Here is an 18,360-nt window from a genome sequence, read left to right as displayed (position 1 = left end):
TCATTTACCTCCCTTGCCGGGAGCCTGCAGGTCATGCGGGATCACACTGCGGTTCCAGTCGGGAACGATGAGCTTGCCGTCCTTGAACAGGCTGTTGGCGTAGGTGAGGACGTCGCGCAGGTCCGGCGTGGTGCTCTGCTTGTCGCCATAGGAGCGGGGCTTGCAGATCAGCTGGACGGAATAGGTGCGGGCGACGGCCGGCGAGACGGTGTAGTTGGCAGAGACGGCACTGGGGGATTCCAGGGCGTCGCAGCGCGTGTTGCCGGGGGACTGAGCGGTGATCGGCAAAGCGATCGGGGCCGCATCGGGCACCGGCGGCGGATCAACCGGAGCCAGCGGACCGCTGATGGTCAGGGTTCCGTCGCGGAATACCACGGTGTAGTTGCTGCCGGCCTCGAACGCGGTGCCCTGGCCAATGGCATAGCCGCCCACCTCTTCGCCGGGGGCTCGGCTCAAAGTGCCTTTTGCGATATCGGATCGGTCACCATTCTTCAGGCCGCTGATCTGATGGGTCAGTTGCGGATCGGCCTGCCCCTGCGTCTTCGACTTGTCGTCCGCACTGACCACCAGCTGCGCCGGAGTTATCTGCAGATTGCCGTCCGTGAACACCAGGGTGTAGTTGCCGCTGGACAGCGCCAGGTTGCCCTGGCCGATGGCGTAGCCCTGCGGACGGACGTTCTCACCGGACTCGCGCAGCAGGGCACCGCCGTTGAGCACGCCATTGGCGTTATCACCGTTCTTCAGGCCACTTACGGAGTAAGAGAGGGCTGGGTCGGCATCGCCATAGACCTTGCTCTGGTCGTGTGCCGTTACCTCCAGTTGGGCCGGGGTGATGTGCAGCAGATTGCCTTCGTAGCTGATCCGGTAGTTGCCCGACAGGCTGCTGACGCCACCCTGATGAATGTCGTAACTGCCAACATTCTCGCCCGTGGTGCGGGCCAGGTTTCCGCTGACCAGGTCGGATGCGTTCTCGCCGAGCTTCTGGCCGCTGACCTGGTAGGACAAGGCAGGGTCCTGGTCGCCGTAGACCTTGGACTTCTCGTCAGCCTTGACCTTGAGCTCCGCCTGCTCGACGGTCAGCTTGCCCTGGTTGTCTTCGATCTTGTAGCGCCCCTGGGAGCGCTCATCGGCAGCGATCTTGTTGATGATGTCGTAACCACCGGGTGTCACGTCGCTGGTGGCGGTGGCTGTTGTGGTCGGATCACTGACCTGGATGCCGCTGCGGCCCAGTTGCTGGCTCACGTAGTCGTCGACGCCCATGATCGCCTGGGCGTTGCTGTCGTGTGTGGTGGTCTGGGTCAGCGCCGGATTGGCGTCGCCGTACTCGCGGGACTTGTCGTCGGCGGTGACGCTGACCGTGGCTTGGGCGGCTTTATTGAGGATCACTCCTGGCTCAGCGGTCTTGTCGACCGTTTCGTAGAAGTGGACGCGGCCGCGTTCGAGTGCCTGTTCGCCCGGAGCGAGCGAAGGGCCGTTGCCGTCGGCCTTCTGCAGCCAGGGTGTGTCGTTGATCAGGTTGGAGATCAGCGCATCGAGGGAGTCAACCTTGGTGCCGAGGTTGACCACCAGCTGCTGGCTCCTGCCATCCTGGGTATTGTGCTGGATTTCCTTCGGATCGGTGGCGCCCTGGATCACCGAGTACGATTCGACACCCCAGCCATGCTCGTGCAGCGTGGAGACCACCTGCAGGCCACCATTGGCGCCGAAGGCAAAACCGACCGGCAGCGAGGCGGTGCTCTGGCTGCCATCGGTATCGATGCGGATGACATGAGTCAGCGTGGCGTCAGCGGCATCGGGTGTGAGTTTCCAGGTGACACCAGCGGGGTCCTTGAAGGTCAGGCCGCTGACCAGGTAGTCGGAGCTGTCGAGGTAGTTCAGTAGCACGGCCGGGTCGATTTCCCGATAGCCACCCTGGCCGTCGGGCGTGACATAGCCGGTGGCTTCGAAGACCAGGTAGTCGAAGGACGAGCCGTCCTGGGTCTTCAACGTCACCGAGCGGGTACTGGCCCCCCAGGTTTGCGAGGGATCGGCCACGACATCCTGGTAGCCGCGGTACACCAGTTGCTGGGCCGTCACACCGGTCAGGCTTTCGCCGGAGAAGGGAGCGGTGACGCTGCCGGTCGTGGTGGTACCGCTGGCATTGGTCTGGTTGAAGCGGAACAGACCGTTGCTGGCTTTGCCCGCCAGGGTGCCGGCGTAGTTGAGGTTGCTCTCCATGCGGACGCTGGCGCCCTCCAGGGCGACCTGTTTGCCCATCAACGCGGTGCCTTCCTGCTGGATGATCGAGGCGACGTTGGAAGTGCGCAGCCAGGCGATGCCGTTGCCCACATCGATGATGGCGCGCTGGCTGTAATCCGCCCCGGTGTTGTTCAGGCGGATGTCGCCGGTGGCAGCGATGAACAGGTTGCCGTCCTTGAGCAGGATCGGCGCATTGATGTAGACCGAGCCGCTGTCGCTGCTCAGGTCGGCGCCTTCGTAGGATTTGCCCTGCACCGGGTTGCCGGTGGCGATCAGCGCCAGTGTGCTGGGCTGGCCGTTGCCGTCCTGGCCGATGTTGGTGGCGACGATGGCGCTGTTGACGTTGATGCGCTGGCTCGCCGAGACCTCGACATTGCCGCTGGCCAGGCCGTTGACGATGGCGCTGGCGGCGACGTTCCACAGGACGGCGGTGCTGGAACCGCTGGCCGCACCATTGGTCACGCCCGTACCGGAGTCGGCCTGGGCGTCGCTGACGATATTCACCGTCTCCGGATCGAGCAGCCAGGTGCCTTTGCTGGCGCCGCTGGTATCGACCCTGGCATCGCTGGTTACTCGCAGCTGCTTGCCTGAGGTTTCCACCACGCCGCCTTGGCGCTGGCCTTTGGCGCTGGCGTTTCCGGCGAAGTGGGTGTTGCCGTCGCTCCAGACCACGACCTGGCCACCTGCCGTGTGGCCGTCAGCACTCAGTTGGGCTCCCTTTGCGACGGTGGTGTTCTGCGCGCGTTGTTCGTTGCCCTTGCCCTGGTAGCTGCCGCCGACCAGAACCTTGCCGCCAGCGCCATCGTTACCGGAGGCGTCGATCTTCGCGGTGCCGGCGACATTCACTTCATCGCCCAGCACCTTCACGGTGCCGCCATTGGCCCCTCTGGCACTGAGGGAACCGCTGACGTTGGTTTGTGCCGCATTGCCCAGAACGATGGTGCCGCCGTCGCTGCTCACCGAGTTGGCGGCGACACTGCCGGAGACGTTGATGACCGAGTCCAGGTGTTGGGCCGCACGCGCGGCGCTCATGGCGACGACGCCATTGCCGACGTCGATCTCGCCGCTATGAGTGATGCCACCGGTGACATCGCCATTGACGCTGGAAGCGTCTCCAGGCTCGCCATGGATGCCGATGCTCAGCAGCCCATCGCCGTGGAAGTCCAGCGTGGCCTTGGGCCCGGTAGCCAATTGCACGGTGCCTTTCTTCGCCTGAATGACACCGGCATTGTTCACCTGGGCGCCGAGCAGGGCGACCATGCCGTTGTCATGGACGGTGATCCGCCCCTGGTTGGTGACGTTGCCGGTCAGCTGGATATCCAGCTTGCCGGTCTGGGCAAATTGCTTGGCCTGCTCCTCGGTGAGGAAGCCGGCGCTGGCCACCAGCGCGCTGGATGAAATGCGCGCGTTGGGACCGATCATCACGCCATGGGGATTGACCAGGATCAGTTGGCCATTGGAGGTGACCGCACCGTAGATCTTCGACGGATCGGCGCCGACGACGCGGTTGAGGGTGACGGACTTGCCGTCGGGCTGGTTGAAGGTGATGCGCTGGTCGGGGCCGACGTTGAAGCTCTGCCAATTAATCGCAGTTCGGGCGCTGGACGTGTTCACGTCCATGCTGTTGCCCCGTTGGGTGATGGTCGCCTGGCCGCCTATTACCTGGCCTCCTTGAGGTAGGTTATCGGCAAAAGCCAGCAATGGAGCAGTAGCGTTCCCCGTCGTAAGCGCGATGGCAATTACGACGCTCTTCAGTCGAAGGGACGGATGAGGACTCCCGTGTACCGGCAGTGTGGTCATGGCAAAACTCCCAGGAAAAAGGCTCTGGGAGAAATGATTCGCCTATGAGGCGCCGGGCATAAGCGTGCGTTTCTGAATTGCCTTGTAGTGCGAGCCTGATTTTCAGCGTTGCGCAGACACCGATGCGAACGTCATGCAGGCAAGCGCATTGAAGTCGTTAGCTTCAGAAGCTTCGACTTCGAAGGTTCCATTGAATCTTAGGCAAAGCTCGGTCGCTAAGGTCAGGTAAATGACGGGGTGGGGATTGATCGATGGCTCTAGCGTGGCTCTAAAGTTCAGACGCCATTGCAATGTTGCCGGGTGGGGTTCAAAAAAAACCGCAGTGATTTTCACGTTGGTGGCATTGGTTTTGAACAGGTGCAGAAGGACCGCCTTGAGCAGAGCCGCATAGCGATCGCTATCGACCCAGGCCATCGGCTCACCAGGTGCAGCACGGAATTGATAGCCGAGTGCTGCGCTGGCTGAATTCCTCGATAGCATCTCCATCGTCAGCGTATTCAGGTTTTGAGGATAGGGGTTCAAAACCACGCCATCCTCTTCAAAGCGTGTCATTTCGCCGACCAGAGTGACGTGCTCGACGATGGATTGGAGTAGAGGGCTGACTACCTCTCTGAGGCTGTCAGAACCTTCATGTTTAATCACTTTTAACGCCAGGCCTGCCTCATTGCTGACTAGCGTTTGCTGCTCAAGCAGATAGGCGCCCCGACGCTTTCTCACCGTTTTGAGGGACGAAACCTCATCTCGCAGTGATTGGATGATCATGTCTTCTTCTTCCAAGTCGATGGAAGAACACAACATGCCTATCAAAGTTCCTGAGGAGTCCAGGACAGGGCATCCGCTGTGTCGGAGCACCTTTCGGCGCCCATTCACATAGATCGTCACCACCATCATGTAGGGTGCCTTGTTGGTCACGGCGGACTCGAAGGTGGTTCGGTAGTAGTCCAGATGCTCGGTATCGATCACGCCCAAATCACGTTGTAGCGAATTGAGCGCTGTGTGCTTGGCGATTCCCAGCAGTTCCATGAATGCACTATTCGCCGCCTGGATCCGACCATCCGGTGCACGCATGCAAATGGGATGAGGCACTGCATCGAGAAGTGCGTTGAATTGAAGATCCAGCGTCGACGCCATCTCATCGAATGTCGGGTCAGCATCCTTTCGTTCAATAAGCCCTCGTTTGCCTGCTACTTGAAGCAGCTCGACCAGCGACTTGGCACCTATTTTCTCCAGCAGCCGACTCTTATAGGTACTTACCGTTCGATCGCTGAGCGCCATCTCATCGGCAATCTGCTTAACCCGATACCCATCTGCCAGGTAGTGGAGCACCATGATCTCGCGAGAGGTGAGCTGATCCAGAGGAGAAACTGCTGCCGCTGTCTCGATATGAAGAACCCTGGTCCTGAAATAGCTGCGACCGGCCAGAACATTGGTTACAGCGTCGAGCAGAGTCGCAATTGAATCAGAGGCCGAGACAAAGCCAGCGGCGCCTGCAGCAAGGCAGAGATGCTCATAGACGCTTGAAGGTAGCGAAGTGAAAACCAGCGCGCGCGAGGGAGCCTTGCTCGCTTGCAGGCGTTTTATGACATCCAGGCCGCCGAGGCGAGGCACATCGATTTCAGTGATCAATAGATCGGGAGAAGATCCCCGGGCAAGCTCCAGCCCCTCCAAACCGTTTTTCGCGATTGAAAGGACGTCATGGCCCGCCTTCTGCAGCACCGCTTCTATCCCGTGGGCGGTTATCGGGTGAGAATGAATAATCAGTACGGTAGACATTATTAAGCCGCTCGCAGCTCATAAAGAGTCTTGGAAGAGTAGACCCGGAGCACGAGGGAGCCAGACGCTAGCCTGATTGAGTAGACAGTCCGCTTCCGACCTATAGCGGACGTCTAGTGCCTACTTTTCAGATCAATTCGATTCGGTGCAAGTAACGCAAGCCTCTAAACACAACGCCGTACGATATGATTTCCATTTTCGCGCGTATGGAAGAGCAGGAAATGGAGGGATTTTCAAATCTGTTATGGCAATGGTATGGCGCTGAGCAGGAGGGGAAAATTGCTGCAATTTCCAGGCTCGTTAGTGCGCTTGAGTTTCTTGCAGCAGACGCAGCGGTGCAGAGAGATATTGTTCCCGATTGCCCCGTATGCGAGGCCTGGTCGTCGCACATGTTGCCCATTCATGATGCGATCAGTATCTGTGGAGCTGCTTTGCCCGATGAGATCAGGATTCAACTTGATCGAGTCTGGGAGCTGTGCACCGCGGTAAGCGAGCTAAACCTTCCCTGTCATGATCGAGATGTCTTTGAGCAGCAGTCATGGCAGCCGTTACGTGCGGCAGCTGGTTATATGCTTCTCTCAATGGGAGTGGTTGAAGTAAAAGCATGTCTGACCGAATTGTCCCAGTGATCTCTCAGTGTATCGGTGAATGATTGTGCGCCTAGACGTCCGCTTCTGGCCGGAAGCTGCCGCAGGTGCGATGCCGCTTCCGACGCAAAGTAGCAAAGCCGCTACATCCCGTTGTGGAAGTCGCTGTGTTCCAGCTGGATACGGTCCCTCAGGCCTTTCATGCTCAGGGCGTATTCGCTCAGCACCCTGAGGGTCCAGTCGGCCCGGCGGCGGATGCGCAGATCGTCTTCCCCGCTGGGTTCTGCGGTGTTCAGGACCTGGTCGACCTGGCGGATGACCAACTGTTCGGGCAGGTAGCAGATGCGCGAGTTCTTGTAACTGGATGCGCGCAGTTCAGAAAGCGGGTAGGACCCGCCCAGGCCCGCCGATACGCCCACCAGCAGCGCCGGCTTGTGTGCCAGCTCGGCGTAGCCGGCGTAGAGGAACAGGTTCTTCAGCGCCGGGCAGGCCATGCCGTGCCATTCGGGGGAAATCACCACCAGGGCGTCGGCGCGCTGCAGCTGCCCGGTCTGCTCCACCCAGGCGTGGTCTTCGATCGGCGCTGGCCAGAGGGGCAGCGGGGTCTGGCCGAGATCGACGACGCTGGCGGTGGCGCAGATTTCCAGCGCCTGCAGGCGCTCGGCCAGATAGCGGGCCACCTTGGCGGACTGGCTGGAGGGCTGGCTGGAGCCGGCAATCAGGGTGACGTTAAGGTTCATCGGGCGATCTCCGTGCCTTCCTGCGACTGCGTTTGTGGTTGTGTTTGCGGTTGTGGGTCACGCACCAACGGCCAGAACACCTCCTGCTGCCAGCTCACCGGTTGCATGTCCTCGATGCCATAGGCCGGCGGCCGACGGCGGGTGATCTTCGCGGTGCCGAACAGCACGTCCCAGAAGAACAACAGGTTGCCGAAGTTGCCCTTGTAGTTCGTTACGCCGTCTTCGGCGTTCAGGCCGTGGTGCGCCGAATGGGTGGAGGGCGTCGAGATGGTCCGCTCCAGCAGCCACATGAGCGGGCGTAGCGCGCGGATGCGGTAGAGCTTGTCATCCCAGGCAACGCTGCTGTGTGCGCCGAAGATCACCAGCATCTTCACGATCAGGTAGCCGTAGTAGAAGTTGGCCAGTCCCAGGTACACCAGCGCGCTGGTCAGCCAGATACCGGGCATCAGCAGGTAGTAGAAACTGTTGTTGCGATAGACGATGCGGATGCTCATGTACGGCGCCGAATGGTGGGCGCGGTGCAGGGCGTAGAGGAAAGGCACGCGGTGGGTCAGGCGATGCCACCAGTACTGGGTCATGTCGTCGAGCACCAGGAACAGGCCGAGGGCGGCGTACCACGGCAGGTCTGCCAGGCGACCCTGCAGTTGTGGCGCGAAGTGGCCCAGCAACTGGTTGGTCGTGATCAGGATCAGCGGGAAGGTGATCAACAGCAGGATGCCCGAGCCGAAGATCTCGACCATGGCGTCACGGCGCCGGGAAGCGGGTTGACGGAAACGGGCGCAGGCCATTTCCAGCAGCATGAAGGCAATGAAGATGGCGACCACCACGGGGGTGGGATTATTGGCGAGCAGTTCGGAGTTCATGGCACTCTCTTGTTGGTTTGCCCCTGGGGGCGCGACATGAACAATAAGAAAACAAGGGCCAGGCCCGCGTCAGGCGTGAAATGGACAGAAATTCCCGAGAAGTGGCCAATCCGCAGCGTTACCACCGTGGCTCGCTGGGCCGGGTGCTGGAACGCTACCTGCTGGGCATGCGCCGGCATCGGGAGGGCGACTACAGCATGGTTGCCCTGGAGGAGCTGCTGGCCGAGGCCCAGCAGCATGACCCGGCCATCGGCCTGCATCTGTTCGGCCAGTTCACCATTCAGGATCGCCATATCCTGGCGCTCTCGGCCAGCTACTGCGCCGACCTGGGCGAGGCCTTGCGGCTCTGGGCGCGCTATGGGCGACTGGCTTCGGACATGGACACCCTCGATTGCCTCGAGGATGAAACCGGAGCTGCCATCGAGATCATGATCGATGCGCCGGGTGATCTCGCCCGCTTCACCGTCGAGCACTATTTCGTCATGAGCCTGACCGTTATTCGCGAGGCCATCGGCCGCCCGATCACGCCATTGCGCGTGCAGTTCAGCCATCCGCGTCCCGCCTATCACGCGCAGTACGTCGAAGCATTCGGCGGCCCGGTGGAATTTGGCGCAGGCGGCAATCGCCTGCACTTCTCCACGGAGGATCTGGCCAGGCCGCTGCTGAACCGCCATGCCGGCATGCTCGAGATCATCTGCCAGGAGCTGGATCGCCGCCTGGGGCGCCAGCGTCAGCTCAGCGGCTGGGCCGGGAAGCTGGCGCGGAACATGCGTCGAGCCCTCGCCGAAGGGCGGGTGCCAGGTCTGGAGGAGCAGGCCGCCGCTTTGCACCAGAGCGCACGAACCTTGCGCAGGCGCCTGGATGAGCAGGGCCTGAGCTTCCGCCAGTTGCTGGACCTGGTTCGCGGCGAGCTGGAGCAGCATTTCGAGTTGCAGGGACTGGCTGCCGGTGAAATTGCCATGCGCCTGGGCTACGGCGACCAGGGCGCCTACCTGCATGCCCGTCGTCGTTGGCGCGAACTCGGGTGAATCGCACGGGGTAACACGGCCTTCGTAGACGCAGGAGCAGTCGCCGCTTGCGTGAGCGTGGCTCAGACCCAGTCGTGCCGGCGTGCTCATTTCACGACAAGTGCCATGCTGGCGCGGTGGTTCCTGGTTGCTACAGTTACCTCGCAGGCGATGGCACGGCAGTGTGCCGGAAGAACAGTTCCGGCACGCCATCGGCAAGGAATCCGAATCGACCGAACAAGGAACATGCCGTGTCCACGCGTGAACAGATTGCAAGTCTGGAAGCCGCCGTATCGGCGCAGGTGCTGGGCCAGGAAGAAACTGTCCGGCACATCCTGCTGGGGCTTCTGGCTAACGGCCATGTGCTGCTGGAAAGCCTGCCGGGTCTGGCCAAGACCCGAACCGTCAAGACCCTGTCCAAACACCTCGATGCGCGGATGAGCCGCGTGCAGTTCACCCCCGACCTGCTGCCCTCGGACATCACCGGCGCAGAAATCCTCCAGCAGACCGAACAGGGCAACCAGCTGAAATTCCAGCCTGGGCCGTTGTTCGGCAACATCATCCTCGCCGACGAAATCAACCGGGCACCGGCCAAGGTCCAGGCGGCGCTGCTCGAAGCCATGGAAGAGCGCCAGATCACCGTGGCCGGGCAGACACACCGTATGCCGGGACTGTTCATGGTGCTGGCGACGCAGAATCCCATCGAGCAGGAAGGCACCTATCCGCTACCCGAAGCGCAGATGGATCGCTTCCTGATGAAGCTGCTGATCGACTATCCGCGGGTGGAGGACGAGTCCCGCGTGCTGCAGCTGGTACGTGCCGAAGAGCGCAGCCAGCAGTCTGGAGGGGCGCCCGGGGAGATCACGCCGCTGGCGCAGGAAGCTGTGTTCGCCGCCCGCAAGGAAGTTGGCGACGTGCATGTCTCCGAGGCGATCGACCGCTACCTTATCGACCTGATCAACGCCACGCGCCGTCCCGCCGACTACGACGCCGACCTGTCTCGCTGGATGAAAGTCGGCGCCAGCCCACGGGGGGGCATCAGCCTGGACCGGGTGTCGCGTGCCCACGCCTGGATGGCCGGTAACGATTACGTCACGCCCGACGATGTGCGGGCCGTCGTGCATCCCGTGCTGCGCCATCGCCTGCTGCTTTCTTACGACGCCGTGGCCGATGGCGTGGGAGCCGATCAGGTGATCGACCGACTGCTGGACAAAGTGGCGATCCCGGCCTGAGGAGGGCATCCATGGCCGAATCGCAGCCGGTTGCCGATGGTCATGTCTACGCGGCGCTGCAGCAGCTGATGCTGCTCGAGCACCGTGTGCGTGGCCTGAGCTTTCTCTCGCGGCAACCGTTGTCCAGCGTGCTGTCCGGCAGCCATGCGGCGCGCCTGCGCGGGCGTGGGCTGAGCTTCGACGAGCTGCGCCAGTACAACCCCGGCGACGACTTGCGTCATCTGGACTGGCGTGCCTCGCTGCGCTACGGCAAGCCCTTCGTGCGCAGCTACACCGAAGAGCGCGACCGGCCGACCCTGCTGCTGGTGGACCAGCGCATGAGCATGTACTTCGGTTCCCAGCGCAGCTTCAAGTCGGTGCTCGCCGCCGAGCTGGCCGCACTGGGCGCCTGGATGGCGCTGCAGGCCGGCGACCGGGTCGGCGGCCTGGTGTTCGGCGACCGCAATACCGAGTACATCCGCCCCCTGCGCAGCCGGGCGAGGGTGGAGGGGCTGTGCGCGGCAATAGTCCGGCACAACCATGCGCTGCATGCGACCGCTACCGATGAGGACTCGCCGGGACAGCTGGACCGTGCGCTGCGCGAATGCCTGGCAGTGGCCGGGCACGACAGCCTGATCGTGATCATCAGCGACTTTGCCGGCGTCACCGAGCAGACGTTGCAACTGCTCCGCCAACTGAACGCGCACAACGATGTGCTGGCCTTGCTGGTCTTCGACCCCATCGCCCTGAAACTGCCCGACAAGGGCCGGGTGACGGTCACCCAGGGCGAGTTGCAGGTGGAGTTGGAGGTGGGGCGGCGGCAGGTCCACCGGCCGCTAGGAGAGTTTCTTTCCGGTCGGCTCAAGGATGTTGCGACGCTACTGCGTCGCAGCCAGGTGCCGCTGATGATGTTCAGCAGCGGGCGCGACAGCCTGGAGCAGTTGCGCGCGGAACTAGGCCGGCTGGCGGTGGCGCCGCGATGAGTGTGCCGAGCATCGACCAGCTCAAGGAGCTACCACCCCCACCGCCGCTGGTGAGCTACTGGCCGCAGACCTGGGGCTGGCTGGTGCTGGCCCTGGTGTTGCTGGCCGCCGGTGGCGCCTGGGCCTACTGGCGCCACCGTCGCTGGCGTCGCGACGCTTACCGGCGCGAAGCCCTGGCTCTGCTGGATGACCTGGACCATGCGCTGGCCGACCCACAGCAGCGCTTGCACGCTTTGCGCCAGCTGCCGCAACTGATCAAGCGCGTGGCCCTGTCGATGCCCGCGAAAGAGGGGGCCGCTCCCCTGGGCGGCGAAGCCTGGTTGGCCTATCTGCAGCGGCGTAGCAACGTGGCCTTGCCGGCGAACCTCGATCAACAGCTGGCCTTGCTGGCCTACGCGCCGGACGCGCGCGTGACGGCTTTGGAGGAGGGCGAGGCGCGCGCGTTGCTGGTCGCCTGCCGACAGTGGGTCGAGGTGCACCATGTGGCAGCTTGATTACCCCTGGGTGCTGCTTCTGCTGCCCTTGCCCTGGCTGGCCTGGCGCTATCTGCCGGCCTACCGCGAATCGCGCAGCGCCTTGCGCGTGCCGTTCTTCGCCGCCATGAGCCGAGCTGCCGGCCAGTCGCCAGGCAAGGGCGGGGCGGTGGGCGGGCGCTGGCAGCTGCCGCTGAACCTGGTGGTCTGGCTGCTGGTGCTGTTGGCCTGCGCGCGGCCGGTGCTGGTGGAAAAGCCCATCGAGCGCGAACAGCCGATCCGCGACCTGATGCTCGCCATCGACATCTCCCAGTCCATGGAAACCAATGACTACAAGGCGCCGGATGGCAGCCGGGTGGATCGCCTGAGCGTGGTGAAGAATGTGGTGCGTGATTTCATCGCCCAGCGCAAGGACGACCGCATCGGCCTTATCGTCTTCGGCACCGGGGCTTTTGCCCAGTCGCCGCCGACCCGCGATCACGCCAGCTTGCTGACCCTGCTCGACGAGGTCGGCATCGGCATGGCCGGGCCGAACACCGCCCTGGGCGATGCCATCGGCCTGACCATCAAACTGCTCAAGGACACCCCCGAGCAGGAGAAGGTGCTGATCCTGCTCACTGACGGCAACGACACCGGCAGCGCCATCACCCCGGATCATGCCGCCGCCATGGCCCATGATCGCGGCATCGTGGTGCACACCATCGGCATCGGCGACCCGCAGGCCAGCGGCGAGGCCAAGGTCGACCTGGATACCTTGCGCAACATCGCCCGGACCACCGGGGGGCGATTCTTCACCGCCGGCGACAGCGGCGCTTTGCAGCAGGTCTACGCGACCCTGGACCGGATTACCCCGCACAAGGTCAAGACCCTCAGCCACCAGCCCAAGAAGGACCTGTTCTGGCTTCCGCTGGGCGCCGCGCTGCTCGCACTGCTACTGGCCCATGGTGTGGCGGCCCTTGCCGGGCGCTTCGCTGTGCCGGCCACGCGCGGCGAGAGCGGGGAGGCGCAGCCGTGATGGAGATCGACCTGGCGGCCTTCCACTTCCTGCGCCCGCTCTGGCTGTTGCTGGTGTTGCCCGGTGCGCTGCTGCCCTGGCTCTGGGCACGGCGGCATGACCTGGCGCGGCGGCTGGACGGCATCATCGCCCCGCACCTGCTGGAGCACCTGGTGATCACTCCGCGCGATGGCCAGCGCTTGCGCCCCGTCCATCTGCTCGGTGGGTTGCTGGTGCTGGGCGGCGTCGCGGCCGCCGGACCGACCTGGCAGCAGGACCGCCCGGATTTCCTGGAGAACCGCGCGCCACTGATCCTCGCCCTCGACCTGTCGCCTTCCATGGCCGCCGACGACGTACCGCCCACGCGCCTGGAGGCGGCCAAGCACAAGCTGCATGACCTGATCCAGCGCCGCGCCGGCAGCCCGGTGGCGCTGGTCGCCTACGCGGGCAGCGCGCACCTGGTGTTGCCGGCTACCGAAGATCCGGGCCTGCTGGACAGCTTCCTGCAGGCACTGTCGCCGGGGCTGATCCAGCGCGAGGGCAAGGACGCGCTGGGTGCCATCGACATCGCCAAGCACCTGCTCGCCGCCGAGCAGTCCCCCGGCACCCTGGTGCTGCTGAGCGATGGCGCTGATGCCACCCAGTTCGATGCCATCGGCAAGGCTCTGTCCGGCAGTGATCTGCAAGTGCTGGTGCTGGCCGTGGGCAGCCAGGATGGTGGCCTGCTAAAGGGCGGGCAGCAGGACAGCGAAGGTCGTCCGTTGCTGGCGACCTTCGACGCCGCCGGCCTGAAGGGCCTGGCCGACGCTGCGGATGCGCCGTTGGGCAGCCTGACCCTGAATGACGACGACCTCGACTGGATCGAACTGCACTCGCAGCAGCACTTCCAGGCGGCGCGCGGCGATGACCAGCAGCTGAACTGGAAGGATGCCGGCTACTGGCTGTGCTGGCCGCTGCTGGCCCTGGTGGTGCTGAGCATCCGCAAGGGCTGGAAGGTGCACTGGCTCAGCGTCTGGTTGGTGGCCGCCGGGATCGCCTGGCCGGGTGAGCCGGCCCGCGCCGGCATGCTGGCCGATGCATTCCTCACCCCCGACCAGCAAGGTCGCTGGGCCTTCGAGCACGGGCGCTTTCCCCAGGCCGCCGAGCATTTCCACGATCCCTTCTGGAAGGGCCTGGCCGCCTACCAGGCAGCGCAGTACGACGTTGCACTGGCCAGCTTCGCGCGCCTGGACAGCGCCCCGGCCTACTTCTACCTGGGCAATACCTACGTGAAGCTGAGCAAGTTCGACCAGGCCATCGGCGCCTACCAGCAGGCCCTGAAACGCCAGCCGGCGTTTCCCGAGGCGCAGGCCAACCTGGCCTTGGCCCAGGCACTGCAGAAGGACCGCGAGGCCCAGCAGGAAGCGGGGCCGCCAGGCGAGAAGCCGGACCAGGAGGTGTTCGACAACACTGCCGACAAGGGCAAGGCGGTCAAGCTGGCCGCTGGCAAGGTCAGCTCCGACGAGCAATGGCTGGAGAACCTGAGTACCTCGCCGGCGCAGTTCCTCAAGCGCAAGTTCCTGTTGCAGGACGCCGCTGCGGAGAAGGCGCCATGAGACGACTGGTTTTACTTCTATTGCTGCTGCCGCTGTTCCTGCCATTGCCGGCTCGGGCAGCCGAACCCGAGGTCAAGGTGCGCACCCGCCTTTTGCCGGCCGACTCCGTGCTGGTGGGCGGCACCCTGACCTTGCAGGTCGACCTGCTGGTGGATACCTGGTTCAGCCAGCCGCCGGAACTGCCGAAGCTGACCCTGGACGGAGCCGTGGTCTCCGAGGCCAACGGCGAGGCGACCCACCTCAACGAGCAGATCGAAGGCAAGGCGTTCTTCGGCCTGCGCTTCAACTACCAGATCACCCCGCAGAAGGCACAGGAGTTCGTGGTGCCGGCGCTGAACATCGGCTTGCAGCCGGGCCAGGCCAGCGCGCCGGTAACGGTGCAAACCCCCGTCCAGCATTTTTCCGCTCGGCCGCCGGCTGGTGGCAGTGCGGGAGATGACCAGCGACTGGTGGCAACGGCGGTGACCTTCACCCAGACCTTGCAGGCTTCCCACGATCCGCTGCGAGTGGGCGACAGCGTCACTCGGCACCTTCGCGTCGAGGCCGAGGGCGCTCAGGCCATGCTCATCCCGCCGCCGCTGTTCGCCGAGGTGCCGGGGCTCAAGCGCTACGTGCAGTCGCCCACGGTGAAGCCGCTGAGTGACGGGCGCGGCGGCGTAACCGGCGGAATGCGCGAGGACGCGGTGACTTATGTGGTCGCACGCGAGGGCGAGTTCGTGCTGCCCGCCATCGAGCTGCAATGGTGGCAGGCCGGCAGCGGCGCCCAACAGGCGTCCGCTGTTCCACTGCTGAAGGTCAGTGCCAGTGGCAATGCCAGCTACCAGGCGCCGTTCTCGATCAGTGACGACCTGCGCGAACTGGGCCGCCGGACACAGGTGCGCATCGCCGGTCACTGGCTGGCGCTGGCCGCCACGCTGGTGCTGCTGGCGGCCCTTGCCTACGCCGTCTATGCCTGGGGCGGCCCGTTGCGCGCTGCAGCCAGGGCGGCTTTCGAACGCCGCCGCCAGGCCTGGCGGGATTCGCCGGCTTTCGCCTGGCGACAGGTGCGCCAGCAGCTCAAGGGCGAACCGCCACAGGTGGGGGCGCTGTATCTCTGGCTCCGTCGGACGAACGGTTGTCGTGAAATGAGTGCGGCAATTCCTGAACACGCCGTCAAAGCTGTCAATCCTTTGCTAGCGTTTCTCAAGGCCCGCTACGGGCGCGCGGGCGCGCAGCCCGGCACAGGGCCGGGGCCGCTGATCCAGGCCTTGCCGGCTATCCAGCGGGAGCTGGGCCAGGGCAAGCCGACGAGCTTGCCGGCCCATGCCCTCAAACCTTTGAATCCGTGATCCTGGGATGTGACATGCCGTCGAAACCCGCTCAACCGATAGCCCGCTGGATGCTCCTGCTGCTCCTGGGGGTGTCGTTCGTGGCCCGTGCAGCAGACGAACTGCCGTCCTGGAACGACGGGCCCTCCCGGCAAGCCATTGTTGCTTTCGTGGAGGCAGTGACCCAGGAGGGCGGCAAGGACTTCGTGCCGCCAGCCGAGCGTATTGCCGTGTTCGACAACGACGGCACGCTGTGGAGTGAGCAGCCGATGTACTTCCAGGTGCTTTTCGCCCTGGACGAAGTGAAGCGGCAGGCGCCGCAGCATCCGGCATGGAAGGAGAAACAGCCGTTCAAGGCGGTGCTCGAGGGCGACCACAAGGCCCTGGCCGACAGCGGCATGCAAGGCATCCTGGCGATCGTCGCCGCCACCCATTCCGGCGTGAGCACCGACGAGTTCATCGCCAATGCGCGCCGCTGGCTGGCCAGCGCCCGGCATCCGCGCAGCCACAAGCCCTACACCGAGATGGTGTTCCAACCGATGCTGGAACTGCTGGGCTATCTGCGCGCCAACGGCTTCAAGACCTACATCGTCTCTGGCGGTGAGGTGGCCTTCATGCGCGCGTTCGCCGAGGAGGTCTACGGTATCCCGCCCGAGCAGGTGATCGGTACGACACTGGGCAGCCGCTTCGAGGACCGCAATGGCCAGCTGTCGATCCTGCGCCTGCCCAAGCTGGTGCACAACGACGATGGCCCCGGCAAGCCGGAGAGCATCGACAGCATCATCGGCCGCCGGCCGATCCTGGCCTTCGGCAACTCCGACGGTGACCTGCAGATGCTGCAGTGGACCGCTGCGGGTAAAGGCCCTCACTTTGCCGGGCTGGTGCACCACACCGATGGCAAGCGCGAGTGGGCCTATGACCGCCAGAGCAAGGTCGGGCGCCTGGACAAGGCGCTCGACATGGCGAAAAGCAAGGATTGGGTAGTAGTGGACATGGCAAGGGAGTGGAAGCGGATCTATCCGTTCGATCAGTGATACCAACAAGCAAAACCGCAGGGGCACGGGGATTTCCAGCCAGGCAGTCGGCATCTCCAGTGAACGCAGTCGTGGCACACGACCAGTAACTGGAATGGAGAGACAGCAATGAAGCGCACGGGAAGATGGATATCGCGGTTCGCCCTCGCGGCGACGGCGATAATGGGGTGCTCGGTCGCCAGTGCGGCGGACAAGCCGAACATCCTGGTGATCTTCGGCGACGATATCGGCCAGACCAATATCAGTGCCTACGCGTTCGGCGTAGTCGGCTACCAGACGCCGAACATCGATCGCATCGCCAAGGAAGGCATGATGTTCACCGACTACTATGCGGAGAACAGCTGCACCGCTGGACGGTCCACCTTTATCACCGGACAGGCGATCCTGCGTACCGGGTTATCCAAGGTGGGCATGCCGGGCGTACCAGTCGGCCTGCAGGACCGCGATGTCACCATCGCCCAGGCGCTCAAGGCGCATGGCTACGCCACCGGCCAGTTCGGCAAGAACCACCTGGGCGACCGCGACGAGTACCTGCCCACCAAGCACGGCTTCGACGAATTCTTCGGCAACCTTTACCACCTCAATGCCGAGGAAGAACCCGAGCGCCCGTACTGGCCCAAGGATGACGAAGCCTTCACCAAGGCCGCGACGCCTCGTGGCGTGCTCAAGGCCACTGCCGACGGCAAGATCGAGGACACCGGCGCGCTGAACAGCAAGCGCATGGAAACCATCGACGATGACACCACCCAGGCCGCGATCAACTTCATGGACAAGCAGGTCAAGGCCGACAAACCGTTCTTCGTCTGGATGAACACCACGCGCATGCATGCCTTCACCCACATCCGCGATTCGATGAAGGGCCAGAGCGGCATGGCGGGCAACGACTATGCCGACGGCATGATCGAGCATGACGGTGATGTCGGCAAACTGCTCAAGGCGGTGGACGACCTGAAGATCGCCGACAACACCATCGTCGTCTACACCACCGACAACGGGCCGAACCAGTGGTCCTGGCCGGACGCGGCGACCACGCCGTTCCGCAACGAGAAGAACTCCAACTGGGAGGGTGCCTACCGCGTGCCAGCGATGGTCCGCTGGCCGAACCACATCAAGCCGGGCAGCGTCTCCACCCAGATGTTCTCCGGGCTGGACTGGTTCCCGACCTTGCTGGCCGCCATCGGCGATACCGACATCAAGGATCGCCTGCTCAAGGGGGCGGACATCGGCGGCAAGAACTTCAAGGTACACCTGGATGGCTACAACCAGCTGGACTACCTGACTGGCAAGACCGACAAGGGTGCCCGTAACGAGTTCTACTACTTCAACGATGACGCCGAACTGGTGGGCATGCGCTTCGGCGACTGGAAGATCGTCTGGTGCGAACAGCGCGCACCGGGTGGCCTGAAGGTCTGGAGCGAGCCGTTCACCTGTCTGCGCGTACCCAAGCTGTTCAACCTGCGCATGGACCCCTACGAGCGGGCGGACGTGGTCTCCGACCAGTACTACGACTGGCTGACCAAGAACGACTACCTGCTCTTCCAGGGAACGCAGAAAGCAGCGAAGTTCCTGCAGACCTTCGTCGACTATCCGCCGAGCCAGCGCCCGGCGAGCTTCAGCATCGACCAGATCCGCAAGGATGTGGACGCGAAGATCGAAGCGAAGATGAAGCAGAGCGGCAAGCAGTGATGTACGCAACGGGCACTGCTTTCGCAGTGTCCACCTCAATCCCCGCGATGGCCGAGCCGTCGCGGGGAT

At 63.7% G+C, this 18,360-nt stretch carries 14 protein-coding genes; 10 read left to right on the top strand and 4 right to left on the bottom strand.

From position 1 onward, the window contains the following. On the bottom strand, nt 1-4,038 hold the full coding sequence (locus tag ACKI1H_RS23230) for an MBG domain-containing protein (protein ID WP_440466499.1): 4,038 nt from the start codon (nt 4,036-4,038) through the stop codon (nt 1-3). Nucleotides 4,039-4,140: 102 nt separating this feature from the next. Then, on the bottom strand, nt 4,141-5,811 hold the full coding sequence (locus ACKI1H_RS23225; protein ID WP_440466498.1) for a LuxR C-terminal-related transcriptional regulator: 1,671 nt from the start codon (nt 5,809-5,811) through the stop codon (nt 4,141-4,143). A gap of 185 nt (nt 5,812-5,996) precedes the next feature. Here ACKI1H_RS23225 and ACKI1H_RS23220 point away from each other — a divergent pair, with 185 nt between their 5' ends. Then, nucleotides 5,997-6,440, top strand: coding sequence for a hypothetical protein (locus tag ACKI1H_RS23220; RefSeq protein ID WP_280055718.1), 444 nt, complete (start codon nt 5,997-5,999; stop codon nt 6,438-6,440). Between the two features lie 101 nt (nt 6,441-6,541). On the opposite strand, the gene ACKI1H_RS23215 is transcribed toward ACKI1H_RS23220, so the two are convergent. Together ACKI1H_RS23215 and ACKI1H_RS23210 are read right to left on the bottom strand one after the other, a co-directional pair. Further along, nucleotides 6,542-7,138, bottom strand: coding sequence for an NADPH-dependent FMN reductase (locus ACKI1H_RS23215; RefSeq protein WP_138525319.1), 597 nt, complete (start codon nt 7,136-7,138; stop codon nt 6,542-6,544). Further along, entirely contained in the window at nt 7,135-8,001 is an 867-nt protein-coding gene (locus ACKI1H_RS23210; protein ID WP_138525318.1) for a sterol desaturase family protein, read from the bottom strand. The genes ACKI1H_RS23215 and ACKI1H_RS23210 overlap by 4 nt, the downstream gene beginning before the upstream one ends. Nucleotides 8,002-8,081: 80 nt before the next feature. On the opposite strand from ACKI1H_RS23210, the gene ACKI1H_RS23205 reads away from it, so the two are divergent. From ACKI1H_RS23205 to ACKI1H_RS23165, 9 genes are all read left to right on the top strand, one after another. Further along, nucleotides 8,082-9,029: an AraC family transcriptional regulator ligand-binding domain-containing protein gene (locus tag ACKI1H_RS23205; protein WP_440466497.1), complete on the top strand. Its 948-nt coding sequence runs from the start codon at nt 8,082-8,084 to the stop codon at nt 9,027-9,029. 230 nt (nt 9,030-9,259) lie between these two features. After that, a complete protein-coding gene (locus ACKI1H_RS23200; protein ID WP_440466496.1) occupies nt 9,260-10,240 on the top strand; it encodes an AAA family ATPase in 981 nt (326 codons plus the stop codon). A gap of 11 nt (nt 10,241-10,251) precedes the next feature. After that, nucleotides 10,252-11,202, top strand: a complete 951-nt coding sequence (locus ACKI1H_RS23195; RefSeq protein ID WP_440466495.1) for a DUF58 domain-containing protein — start codon at nt 10,252-10,254, stop codon at nt 11,200-11,202. Then, nucleotides 11,199-11,696 (top strand): DUF4381 domain-containing protein, encoded by a 498-nt coding sequence (locus ACKI1H_RS23190; RefSeq protein ID WP_138525314.1) that lies wholly within the window; start codon nt 11,199-11,201, stop codon nt 11,694-11,696. Before ACKI1H_RS23195 ends, ACKI1H_RS23190 begins: the two co-directional genes overlap by 4 nt. Further along, nucleotides 11,683-12,690, top strand: coding sequence for a VWA domain-containing protein (locus ACKI1H_RS23185; RefSeq protein ID WP_440466494.1), 1,008 nt, complete (start codon nt 11,683-11,685; stop codon nt 12,688-12,690). The genes ACKI1H_RS23190 and ACKI1H_RS23185 overlap by 14 nt, the downstream gene beginning before the upstream one ends. Further along, on the top strand, nt 12,690-14,264 hold the full coding sequence (locus tag ACKI1H_RS23180; RefSeq protein ID WP_440468903.1) for a VWA domain-containing protein: 1,575 nt from the start codon (nt 12,690-12,692) through the stop codon (nt 14,262-14,264). The genes ACKI1H_RS23185 and ACKI1H_RS23180 overlap by 1 nt, the downstream gene beginning before the upstream one ends. Next, entirely contained in the window at nt 14,261-15,592 is a 1,332-nt protein-coding gene (locus ACKI1H_RS23175; protein WP_440466493.1) for a hypothetical protein, read from the top strand. Before ACKI1H_RS23180 ends, ACKI1H_RS23175 begins: the two co-directional genes overlap by 4 nt. Before the next feature lie 14 nt (nt 15,593-15,606). Continuing rightward, nucleotides 15,607-16,605, top strand: a complete 999-nt coding sequence (locus ACKI1H_RS23170; protein ID WP_440466492.1) for an HAD family hydrolase — start codon at nt 15,607-15,609, stop codon at nt 16,603-16,605. 108 nt (nt 16,606-16,713) lie between these two features. Beyond that, complete coding sequence (locus tag ACKI1H_RS23165; protein ID WP_138525310.1) at nt 16,714-18,291, top strand: arylsulfatase; 1,578 nt, start codon at nt 16,714-16,716, stop codon at nt 18,289-18,291. The last annotated feature ends 69 nt before the right edge of the window (nt 18,292-18,360 follow it).

This window comes from Pseudomonas sp. YH-1, from assembly GCF_051990045.1.
In the GTDB taxonomy this organism is placed as follows: domain Bacteria; phylum Pseudomonadota; class Gammaproteobacteria; order Pseudomonadales; family Pseudomonadaceae; genus Pseudomonas; species Pseudomonas nicosulfuronedens.
Note: the sequence above shows the minus strand (reverse complement) of the source record. Positions and strands in the feature narration are given on the sequence as shown.

Bases quoted from the DNA above. Each gene is read 5' to 3' on its own strand.
- ACKI1H_RS23230 (WP_440466499.1), bottom strand. From the start codon at position 4,038: ATGACCACACTGCCGGTACACGGGAGTCCTCATCCGTCCCTTCGACTG.
- ACKI1H_RS23225 (WP_440466498.1), bottom strand. From the start codon at position 5,811: ATGTCTACCGTACTGATTATTCATTCTCACCCGATAACCGCCCACGGG.
- ACKI1H_RS23220 (WP_280055718.1), top strand. From the start codon at position 5,997: ATGATTTCCATTTTCGCGCGTATGGAAGAGCAGGAAATGGAGGGATTT.
- ACKI1H_RS23215 (WP_138525319.1), bottom strand. From the start codon at position 7,138: ATGAACCTTAACGTCACCCTGATTGCCGGCTCCAGCCAGCCCTCCAGC.
- ACKI1H_RS23210 (WP_138525318.1), bottom strand. From the start codon at position 8,001: ATGAACTCCGAACTGCTCGCCAATAATCCCACCCCCGTGGTGGTCGCC.
- ACKI1H_RS23205 (WP_440466497.1), top strand. From the start codon at position 8,082: ATGGACAGAAATTCCCGAGAAGTGGCCAATCCGCAGCGTTACCACCGT.
- ACKI1H_RS23195 (WP_440466495.1), top strand. From the start codon at position 10,252: ATGGCCGAATCGCAGCCGGTTGCCGATGGTCATGTCTACGCGGCGCTG.
- ACKI1H_RS23190 (WP_138525314.1), top strand. From the start codon at position 11,199: ATGAGTGTGCCGAGCATCGACCAGCTCAAGGAGCTACCACCCCCACCG.
- ACKI1H_RS23185 (WP_440466494.1), top strand. From the start codon at position 11,683: ATGTGGCAGCTTGATTACCCCTGGGTGCTGCTTCTGCTGCCCTTGCCC.
- ACKI1H_RS23180 (WP_440468903.1), top strand. From the start codon at position 12,690: ATGGAGATCGACCTGGCGGCCTTCCACTTCCTGCGCCCGCTCTGGCTG.
- ACKI1H_RS23175 (WP_440466493.1), top strand. From the start codon at position 14,261: ATGAGACGACTGGTTTTACTTCTATTGCTGCTGCCGCTGTTCCTGCCA.
- ACKI1H_RS23170 (WP_440466492.1), top strand. From the start codon at position 15,607: ATGCCGTCGAAACCCGCTCAACCGATAGCCCGCTGGATGCTCCTGCTG.
- ACKI1H_RS23165 (WP_138525310.1), top strand. From the start codon at position 16,714: ATGAAGCGCACGGGAAGATGGATATCGCGGTTCGCCCTCGCGGCGACG.